Source organism: Rugamonas violacea (assembly GCF_016461825.1).
In the GTDB taxonomy this organism is placed as follows: domain Bacteria; phylum Pseudomonadota; class Gammaproteobacteria; order Burkholderiales; family Burkholderiaceae_D; genus Rugamonas.
Genome location: NZ_JAEMNU010000122.1, coordinates 34,867 through 46,229 on the forward strand (window position 1 = coordinate 34,867; position 11,363 = coordinate 46,229).

Consider the following 11,363-nt stretch of genomic DNA (forward strand, 5'->3'; position numbering starts at 1 on the left):
CGCTGAGCCGGCGGGCCGGCCCGCCTTTCAGCGCCGGGCCCGGCGCCGCCTACGCGCGGTGCCGGGCCTTCGCTGTTTCCACTTCCCACTTCCCACCTCCCACCTCCCCGGGGCCCGTCTGCGGCCCCCGGCACAGCGGCCTGCTCGCGGCGTGACCTAAGTTAGGTGACTTATGCCATCTATGCCAGGGGCGCCGATTCGCGCAAAATCGGCTCGGCCCTGATTGCGCCGGCAGTGCAAGGGTCGACTGTCGGCCTGCCGTCCCTTCCTCTATTCACTAGCGCGAGTCCATCGATCATGTCAGCCATTCAGCAACATCTTGCCGCACTCGGCGCACGCTCCCCCTTGAATACCGCGCAGTTCGAATTTCCCTGCGGGCAGGACACGGTTTCGGCCAGTATCGGCGAACTGGTGGGCACGGCCGAGCACCTGGCGGCGGCGCTGGCGGAACTGCCGGCGCAGACCTTCGTGGTACTGGCGCTGCCGCACGGACCGGCCCTGGCCAGCAGCCTGCTGGCGTGCCTGATGGCGAATCTGACGGCGGTGCCGCTGCCGGTTGACCAGTCCGGGCCGGCGCCGCAGCAATGCGCCCGCATCGGCCAGGCGGCGGCCGAGCTGGCCGGACTGGGCAACTGCGTGACCCTGGCCGACACCGCCAGCGCTGCCGGCCTGCGCGCCGCCGGGTGGAGCCCGGCGCAGCGCCTGCTCGAAGTCGAGCGGCTCGCCGCCGGAGCCAACGGAGCCGACGGAGCCGCCGCAACCGGCGTGCGCGGCGCCGCCGAGGACGACTTGGCGCTGGTGCTGTTCAGTTCCGGTTCGGGAGCGGCGCCCAAGGCTGTCGGGCTCAGCCACGAGAACCTATGGCGCCAGATCGGCGCCGGCGCCGCCCAATGGGCGATCGACGCGGACAGCACGGTGCTCAGCTGGCTCTCGCCGTCGCACAATTTCGGCCTGCATTTCGGTCTGCTGGTGCCGCTGTTCCAGGGCGCCCGCTGCCGCATTCTCGACGCCCAGGCGTTCATGGCGCGCCCACGGCTGCTGTTCGACACCATCGCGGCTTGCCGCGCGACCCACTTCGCCGCGCCCAACTTCGTCCTCGACCTGTGCGCCGATGCGCTGGCCGGCGAGCGCTGGGACGGCACGCCGCTGGCCTCGCTCAGCCATATCGTCTGCGGTGGCGAACCGGTGCGCAGGCGCACGGTCGAGCGCTTCAACACCGCGTTCGGCGTGCTCGGCCTGGGCGCCGGCGTCATCCGCGCCCATTACGGCCTGTCGGAAACCGGGGCCATTTGCACCCGGCGCGAGGCGCTGGAGCCGGCTTTCCTGGCACTCGACGCGGCGGCGCTGCAGCAAGGCGTGCTGGCGCAGGCCGAGCCCGGCGCGGCGACACTCGACTGCGCCAATTGCGGCGCGCTCGGCGACGACATCGCCGTGCGCATCGTTACCGACCATGCGCCCAGCCCGGACGGACGGCTGGGCGAAATCTGGGTGCGCTCGGCCAGCGTCGCGCGCAACTACCTTGGCGCCGCGGCAGACCAGGCCCAGAGCTTCGGCTGCGTTATCGAAGCCAGCGCCGAGACGGGATTTTTCCGCACCGGCGACCTGGGTTTCGTGCGCGCCGGCTGCCTGTACGTGGCGGGACGCGAAAAGGAAGTCATGATCGTGCGCGGCAAGAACCATTTTCCGGCCGACCTGGAAGCCAGCATCGCCGCCGCCACGTCGGCGCAACTGACGCCGGTGGTGTTCGGCGTCGAACACGATGGCGCCGAGCGCATCGTCGCCTTGCTCGGCAGCGCCGCGCCGCTGCCGGCCCAGACCCTGGCCGCCCTGGCCGCCGCCGTGCGCCAGCAACTGGCCACGCGCCATGGCGTCGCCCTGCACGACCTGGCCTTCGGCAGCAGCGCCGAACTACGCGGCGCCCAGACCGGCAAGCTAAACCGGCGGCTGGTGCGCCAGGCCTATCTGGCCGGCGCGCTGGCCTTGCAGCGGCTGGACGGCGGCGCGGCGGAGGCCCCCGGGCCGGCCGGGCCGGCGCTGGCCGGCATGATCGAACGGCTGCGCCGCGAGGCGTTCACGCCGGTGCTGGGCGCGGCGGCGCAGGCGCTGGGCGAGGCGACGCCGTTCGGCGAGGCCGGACTCGATTCGCTGCAGTCCCTGCGCCTGGCCGGACTGATCGCCGAACGCTGGGCGCTGCCGTTCGCGCCAACCCAGCTGTTCAGACTGCAAAACCTGCGCGAGGTCGCCCTGCACCTGCTCGGCCAGGACGCCGGCGCGGCCGCCGGCGCGCCGGCTGCGGCGGGCCCGCGCCAGGTCGGCGGCGACGGCGGCGGCGGCGAGCCGATCGCGCTGGTGGCCATGCATGGCGAGTTTCCCGGCGCCGCGCCGGGCCTGGACGGCTTCTGGGAACTGCTGCGCAGCGGCGGCGACGCGATCGGTCTGATCGAACAACAACGCCCGGCGCTGTGGGAGGCGCTGCTGGCGTATCCGGGCCAGCAGCGCTCCCGCTTGCCGCGCTGGGCCGGCCTGCTCGAACAGGTCGACTGCTTCGACGCGGCCTTTTTCGGCATTTCCCGGCGCGAGGCCGAGTGCATGGACCCGCAGCAGCGCAAAGTGCTGGAATTGCTCTGGACGTTGGCCGAATCGGCGGGCCAGCGCCCATCGTCGTGGAGCGGCCAAAACATTGGCCTGTTCGTCGGCGCCCACGCCACCGACTACGCCGAAGTCCTGGCCGCGCGCCCGGACCTGATGGCGCACAGCGGCGCCTACATGGATTCGGGCACGCATCTGACCATGATCGCCAACCGCGCATCGCGCTGGTTCAACCTGAACGGCCCGAGCGAAGTCATCAATACCGCCTGTTCCAGTTCGCTGGTCGCGCTGCACCGCGCCGTGGCCTCGCTGCGCAAGGGCGAGAGCAGCAGCGCCATCGTGGTCGGCATCAACCTGATCCTGACGCCGCGCATCCTGCTCGCCAGCGCGGCCGCCGGCATGCTCGCGGCGGACGGCCGTTGCAAGACGCTCGATGCGCGCGCCGACGGCTTCGTGCGCGCCGAGGGCATCGGCGCGGTCATGCTCAAGCCGCTGGCCCGGGCGCTGGCGGACGGCGACCACATCCACGGCTGCATCCGCGCGGTCGGCGTCAACCACGACGGCCGCTCGAATTCCTTGCGCGCGCCCAACGGCCAGGCGCAGAGCCGTTTGCTGGTGTCGGCCTATCGCGACGCCGGCATCGATATGGCCAGCATCGGCTATCTGGAACTGCACGGCACCGGCACCGCGCTGGGCGACCCGATCGAGGTCCAGGCCATCCAGCAGGCCTTCGCCACGCTGGGCGCGGCGAGCGCTCCGGGCAGCTGCGCCCTCGGCTCGGTCAAGTCGAATATCGGCCACGCCGAGGCGGCGGCCGGGATGGCCGGCCTGCTCAAGGTCATGCTGTCATTCCGTCATGAAACCCTGCCGGCGACCCGGCATATCGCGAGCCTCAATCCGCACATCACGCTCGACGGCGGCCGCCTGCAGGTGCTGCACACGGCCCGACCCTGGCCGGAAAACGCCGGCGCCGATGCGCAGCCGCGCCGCGCCGGGCTCAGTTCCTTCGGTTTCGGCGGGGCCAACGCGCACGCCGTGCTGGAAGCCTACCCGCAGCCGCGCACGGAGGCGCGCAGCGGCCAAGGCGGCGCCGCGCTGGTGATCCTGTCGGCCAAGACCGGCGAGCGCCTGCAGGCCCAGGCGCGCCAGCTGTGCGACTGGCTGGCCGCGCGCGAAGCCGACGGCGTCGACCTCGATGCCGTGGCCTACACCCTGCAGGTGGGACGCGACGCCATGCCTTGCCGGCTGGGACTGGTGGCCGCTTCGGCGTCCGAGCTACAACAGCGCCTGCGCGACTGGCTGCGCGGCGACGCGACATTGGCGCTGGCGACGCTGGCACCGGGCGCATCGGCGCCGGCGCCGGCGCAGCCGCCGGCGCTGCACGATGCGGCAGGATGCGCGGCCGCGCTCGAACTATGGCTGGCCGGCGCCGCGCTCGACTGGGAAGGCATGGCACGCCCCTGCACACCGCAGCGGATCGCCCTGCCGACCTATCCCTTCCTCAAGGAGCGCCACTGGGTGCCGCCCGCGCCTGCGGGCGGCACCGAGCGCGCGCAACTGCACCCCCTGCTGCATCGCAACACCTCCGACCTGCGCGCCCAGCGCTACAGTTCGCGCTTCGACGGCAGCGAGTTCTTCCTCGACCAGCACCGCATCGATGGCGTGCCGGTGCTGCCCGCCAGCGCCCACCTGGAGCTGGCGCGGGCGGCGGTCGCGCTGGCCCACGGCGACGCCGGCGCCGGTGTCGGCGCGGCGGCGCCGGTCCTGCTCGAACAGATCAAATTCGTGCGTCCGCTGGCGCTGTCCGGCGGCGCGCTCGAAGTGCACATCGAGCTGCGCGCACAGCCCGACGGCGCCATCGCCTTCGAAATTCGCAGCGGCCACGGCGCCGACAGCGTATTGCACAGCCAGGGACGGGCGCTCGGCGGCGCCACGCCCGCCGCCGCGCTCGACCTCGCGACGCTGCGCGCCACCGTGCGCGGCCGCGCCCCAAGCCCGAGCGAATGCTACGCCGCCTTCGGCGCGGCCGGCCTCGATCTGGGCGCCAGTTTCAACTGCCTGCGCCAGCTCGCGCTCGGGCCGGACCAGCACGGACGCATGACCCTGCTCGCCGATCTCGTACTGCCCCAAGAGGCCGAACGGGGCGGCTTCGGGCTGCATCCCGCCCTGCTCGACGGCGCCTTGCAGGCGACCCTGGGTCTGCAACGCGCCGGCGCCGGCGGCGCCCAGGCGCTGCCGTTTGCGCTGCACAGCCTGCAGTTCCTGCGGCCTTTGCCCGAACAGCTCAGCGTCGTGGTGCGCTACAGTCCGGGCAGCGGCCCGGACAGCGCGCTGCAGCAATTCGACATCGATCTGCACGCCGCCGACGGCGCCCTGTGCGCCAGCCTGCGCCAACTCAGCAGCCGCGCCGCGCCCTCGGCCTGGACCCTGGTCCCCGGCTGGCAACAGCTTGCCGGCGCCAGCGGCCCGGCCGAGCCCGGCCCGGCTTGGCCGGGCGCCGATGCGGCGCCGGTGCTGATCGGCGCGGCGCGGCATGTCGCCGAGCTGACCCGGCTGTATCCGCGCGCGCGCCAACTGGTGCTGGCGCCCGGCGACAGCGTCGCGCAGATCGGCGCCCAGTTGCGTGCGCTCGGTCCGCTCGACCATCTGCTGTGGCTGGCCCCGGCCCTGGCGCCCGAGCTGACCAGCGAGGCCCTGTTGAGCGCCCAGGCTGAAGGCGTGTTCAGCGCGCTGCGCCTGGTCAAGGCCTTGCTGGCGCGCGACGACGGCGCCGCGCCGCTCGGTCTGACCATCATCACCCAACAATGCGCGGCGCTGGGCGCCGGCGACCCGATCCGGCCGGCGCACGCCGCCCTGCATGGCCTGTTCGGCACGCTCGCCAAGGAAGCGCCGCGCTGGCAGGTCCGCCTGATCGACCTGCCCGAGCAGCAGCCATGGCCGGCCTGGCCCGAACTACTGGCCCAGCCGGCCGATCCGCAGGGCGCGCCGCTGCTGTACCGCGACGGACTGTGGTACCGGCCCTGCATGCGCCACGCGCGCCTGCCGGTGCCCGCCGCGCCGCCCTACCGCCAAGGCGGGGTCTACGTCGTGCTGGGCGGCGCCGGTGGCATCGGCGCCACCTGGAGCGAACACCTGATCCGCAATTACCAGGCCCAGGTGGTGTGGATAGGCCGCCGGCCGCAGGACCAGGCCATCAGCGAACACATGCGCCGCCTGGGCCAATATGGGCCGGCGCCGCACTACATCAGCGCCGACGCCACCGATGGCGCCGCCCTGCGCGCCGCCTGGGAGGAGATCGACGCACGCTACGGCGTGGTCAACGGCGTCGTGCTGTCGACCATCGTCCTGCGCGACCAGGCTCTGGGCCGGATGGACGAGGACGATTTTGCCGCCGCGCTCGGCGCCAAGCTCGACGTGGCGGTCCGGCTGGCCCAGGTGCTGGCCGGCCGGCCGCACCCCGACTTCGTGCTGTTCTTCTCATCGCTGCAAAGCGCCAGCAAGGCGCGCGGCCAGGCCAACTATGCCAGCGCCTGCGTGGCCGGCGACGCCTTCGCCAGCGCCTGGGCGCGCGAAGGCATGCCGGTCAAGATCGTCAACTGGGGCTACTGGGGCAGCGTCGGCATCGTCGCCAGTCCCGACTACCGGCGGCGCATGGCGCAACTGGGCATGGGATCGATCGAAGCGCAGGAGGCGATGGCCGTGCTGGATCGCCTGCTGACGCTGCCGCTGCCGCAACTGGCTTTCTTGCGGACGACCGGCGGCAGCGCCGGCGCCGACCTGCTGCTGCACGCCGACGAGGCGATCGAGGTGCTCGACGCCGCCCACAGCGCCGTGCCGGTGCCGCTCGAAGTGCTGCAGCAGCGCGCCGAAGGCGTCATGGCGCCGCAGCAGGCCGCGCGCGAACTGGCCTACGCGCAGCAGCTGGAACAAATGCTGGCGCGTCTGCTCGATGGACAATTGCGCGCACTCGGCGTGGATGACGCCACGCGCCTAGCCCTGCCCGGCTGGCAAGGCTGGGCCGGTTTGGGAACGCTGCAGCGGCGCTGGTTGGAACACAGCGTGCGCATGCTGACGCAGCTGCAGCAGCAACAGCAAGAGCAGGAGCAGGAGCAGGAGCAACAAGGGAATCAGGCGGCGGCGGTCCCGCTGGCCGGGCTGTGGGAGGAATGGCGCAGTTTTTGCGCCGAGGCCGGGCGCGAACCGTCCCGCGCAGCCCAGCTGACCTTGCTCGACGTCACCCTGCACGCCCTGCCCGACATCTTGGCCGGCCGGCGCCGCGCCGTCGACGTGCTGTTTCCGCACGGCGCACTGACGCTGGTGGAGGGCATCTACAAGCACAACCCGGTCGCCGATTATCACAACCAGGCCTTGTCCGACAGCCTGGCCGCGTATATCGAACAAAGGCCGGCGCACGCCGCCCCCCTGCGCATCCTGGAGATCGGCGCCGGCACCGGCGGCACCAGCGCGCTGCTGCTCGAACGCTTGAAGCAGTACCCGGGCCAGCTTGCCGAATACTGTTACAGCGACGTGTCACCGGTATTCCTGCAGCACGCCGAGCAGCACTACGCGCCCGGCGCGCCATGGCTGCGCACCGCGCTGTTCGATGTCGAGCGCGCGCCGGCCGAGCAAGGCCTGGCGTGCGGCAGCTATGATCTGGTGATTGCGACCAATGTCCTGCACGCGACCCGCAATCTGCATCGCAGCCTGCGCCATGCCAAGGCCCTGCTCAAGCGCAACGGTCTGTTGCTGCTCAATGAAATCAGCACCAGCATGCTGGCCACCCACCTGAGTTTTGGCCTGCTCGACGGCTGGTGGCGCTACGAGGATGCGGCGCTGCGCCTGGCCGGCACCCCAGCGCTGACGGCGGACAGCTGGCGCCGCGTGCTGCAGGACGAAGGCTACGCGGTACTGGCGCACCCGGCCCATCCGGCCGGCGACCTGGGTCACCAGATCGTCTTGGCGCAAAGCGACGGGGTACTGTGCCTGGCGGAGGCCAGCGTGCCTGCGCCCGCCATGCCGGACGCGGTGGCTGCGGTGGCGGCGGTGGCCAGCGTGGCCACTGCGACCAGTGTGGAGGCGGCGCTCCCGGCGGCGGCGCGCGACAGCGACGCCGCCGGTGCGCGCCAACTGCATCTGCTGGCGCTCGGACATTTCGGCCGCATCGTGGCCGACGTGCTCAAGATCGAGCCCGCCACGATCGACCCGCTCGGCCGGCTGGAAGACTACGGGATGGATTCGATCGTCATCGTCGAGTTGACATCGATGCTGCAAACCAGTTTCAGTTGGCTCGACGGCAGCGTGCTGTTCGAGGGCCAGTCCATCGACGCGCTGGTGACGGCGCTGATCGAGCACGACGCCGCCGCAGTGTGGCGCTGGGTCGGCGCCACGGCGCCGGCCACGGCCGCGCCGCCACTGCGCGCGCAGGCCACGCGGCGCTTCCAGCAATTGCTGGCGGGCCTGCTGGGGACGACTGCCGAGCAGGTCGATCCACGCCAGCCGCTGGGCGAATGCGGCATCGATTCGATCATCATCGTCGAACTGACCGAGGCGCTACAGGCGCTGTTCCCGTCGGTCGATTCCAGCCTCTTGTTCGACACCCAGTCGATTGATTCGCTGGTCGAACTATTCGTCCGCACCGAGCCGGAGGCACTCGCTGCCTGGGCCGCGCCCCAGGCAGCCGCGCCAACGCAGCCGCCGGAAGATATCCCGGCACCGCTGCCGATGTCGGTGCCAATGCCAATGCCAATGTCGTTGCCGGTGCCGGTGCCGGCCGCTGCGCCGCCAACTGGCAAGCAGGACGTGGCCATCGTCGGCCTGTCCGGACGCTATCCCCAGGCCGCCACGCTCGACGCGATGTGGGACCTGTTGCGCGAAGGGCGCAGCGGCATTACCCAGGTGCCGGCCCAACGCTGGGCCGCCGACGACGGCGGCGCCGGCGCCGGCGCGGCGTGCGCCTGGGGCGGTTTCATCGATGGCGTCGACGAGTTCGACCCGGGCTTCTTCGGCTTGAGCGCCGAACAGGCCCGCAACATGGACCCGCAGGAACGCCTGTTTCTCCAACAAGCCCACGCCAGCATCGAAGACGCCGGCTACACCCCGGCCGCGCTGGGCCGTGGCGGCCGGGTCGGCGTATTCGCCGGCGTGATGCATGGCTACTACCCGAGCGGGGCCAGCTATTGGTCGATCGCCAACCGTACCTCCTTCCTGTTCAATTTCGATGGCCCCAGCATGGCGCTCGACAGCGCCTGCTCGTCGTCGCTGACCGCGCTCCACGTAGCGCTCGACAGCCTGGCCGCCGGCAGCTGCGACATCGCGCTGGTCGGCGGCGTCAATCTCATCATCGATCCGCGCCACCTGGCCTGCCTGGCCGAAGCGAACATGCTCAGCAGCGGCGACAAATGCCGTGCCTTCGGCGACCTGGCCGACGGCTTCGTCGACGCCGAAGGCTGCGGCGTGATGGTACTCAAGCGGCTCGACCGCGCGCTGGCCGACGGCGATCATGTCCATGCCGTGGTCAAGGGCAGCATGATCAATGCCGGCGGCAAGACCGTCGGCTATGGCGCGCCCAGCCCAACGGCCCAGGAGGACGTCGTCCGGCGCGCCATGACGGCGGCCGGGGTCGACCCGCGCACTGTCAGCTACGTCGAGGCGCACGGCACCGGCACCCTGCTCGGCGACGCCGTCGAGGTGGCGGGCTTGAGCAGGGTATTCCGCGACGGCGGCCAACAGCCCGGCTTTTGCGCGCTGGGATCGGTCAAGTCCAACCTCGGCCATGCCGAGAGCGCGGCCGGCATGGCGGCCATCACCAAGACCGTGCTGCAGATGCGGCACGGCCAGTTCGCCCCCAGCCTGCATGCGCGCGCGCCGAACCCGCTGATCAACTTCGCCGCCAGCCCGTTCAAGGTGGTGCAGGAACTCACTCCATGGCAGCGGCCGCGCGTGACGATAGATGGCGCAAGCAGCGAGTATCCGCGCCGCGCCGGCGTGTCGGCCTTCGGCGGCGGCGGCGCCAACGCCCACGTGGTGCTCGAAGAATACCTGCCGGCCGCCACGGCGGCCGTCCAGCCGCAGGTCTCGGCCGAGCATCCCGCCTTGATCGTGTTGTCGGCGCGCAGCGACGGCCAATTGCGCGAGCAGGTTGAACAACTGCTGGCCTGGGCGCAACGGCGCGAGCTCGGCGCCGAACAGCTGGCCAGCCTGGCCTACACCCTGCAAGTGGGGCGCGGCGTCCACTGCGCCCGCCTGGCACTGCTGGCGAGCGACCAGACACAGTTGACAGGCCGGCTGCGCGCCTGGCTGGACCAGGCCGGCGTGGCGGCGGACCTGTTCTACGCCAGCGCCGACGGCGCCAGCGCGGCCATTGCCGCCCTGGCGGCCGACGACGACATGGCGGCCATGCTGGAGCAGTGGATCGCCAAGCGCAAGTACGCCAAGCTGCTGGACTGGTGGGTCAAGGGACTGGAGATCGACTGGACCCGCTTGTACGGAGCGGACAAGCCCCGCCGCCTGTCGGCGCCGACCTATCCGTTCGCGCGGGAGCGCTACTGGATCGACGGCGCCCCCGCCCCGCAGCCACCCGCCACGCCGACCCCGGCGCCGGTGACGCCGGCCGCGCCGGGCGCCCGCGCCCCCGGCCGGGCCAAGCCACATGTGGCGCCGAGCGGCCCGGTCGAAGCCACGCTCGCCCGGCTCTGGCAGGAGCTGCTCGCCGTCGAGGCGGTCGGCGCGCACGACAGCTTTTTCGAACTCGGCGGCAATTCCCTGCGTGCGATGCAATTGGTTGCGCGCATCCGCACCGGCTTCGACGTCGAGTTTCCAGTCGCCGCGATGCTGGACACGCCGCAGCTCGACGCGATGGCCGCCCACATCGCCCAACTGCAGCGGGAAGGCGCCGGCGCCGCCGCGCCGATCACCCGCGCCGAGCGCGGTGAGGCGCTGCCGCTGGCCTACCAGCAGGAGCGCCTGTGGTTCGTGCACGAGCACATGCCGGAACAGCGCACCAGCTACAACATCGTGGTGGCGGCCCATTTCCACGGCACCGACTTCTCGGCCGCCGCGATGGCCGCCGCCTACCAGGATCTGCTGGCGCGCCACGAAGTGCTGCGCACCCGCTTCGTCTTCGACGCCGCCAGCAACGCCGCCCGGCAGGTCATCGCGCCGACGCTGCAACTCGACATCGCACAACGCGACATCGCCGCCGAGGCGCTGCCCGCGCTGATCGGCGCGGCCGCCGCCGACTGCGTCGACCTGGCGCAGGGACCGCTGCTCAAGGTCGCGCTGCTGCGCCTGTCCGACGAGCACCATGTCGTGCTCAGCACCATCCACCACATCGTCTCCGACGGCTGGTCGCAGGGCGTGATCGCCCACGACCTGCGCCAGTTGTACGCGGCGCGCCGCGGCGCGCCGGCCGCCGCGCTGGCCCCGCTCGCCGTCCAGTACGCCGACTACGCCGCCTGGCAGCGCCGGCAGGACATGAGCGCCCACCTGGCGTACTGGAGCGGCGCCCTGGCCGGCTATGTCGACGGCATCGAACTGCCCTACGATGCGGCGCGCGGCGCCGGCCGGACATGGCGCGCCGCCGTCGTCGAGCACCATTATTCGCCGCAGCTGGCCGGCGCCCTGGCCAGCTTCAGCCAGGCGCGCCAGTGCACCCTGTTCGTCACCCTGCTGTGCGCGCTGGCGGTGGTGCTGCAGCGCTACAGCGGACGCGACGACCTGTGCATCGGCACCACCGTCGCCGGGCGCGAACGCGCCGAGCTGGAACATTTGGTCGG

The 11,363-nt window shown here is 71.8% G+C and carries 1 protein-coding gene; it reads left to right on the forward strand.

Features of this window, described 5'->3' with window-relative positions:
* Positions 1–345 precede the first annotated feature (345 nt).
* A partial coding sequence (locus H7U20_RS22215; protein ID WP_199761328.1) for an SDR family NAD(P)-dependent oxidoreductase occupies positions 346–11,363 on the forward strand: 11,018 nt, incomplete at its 3' end.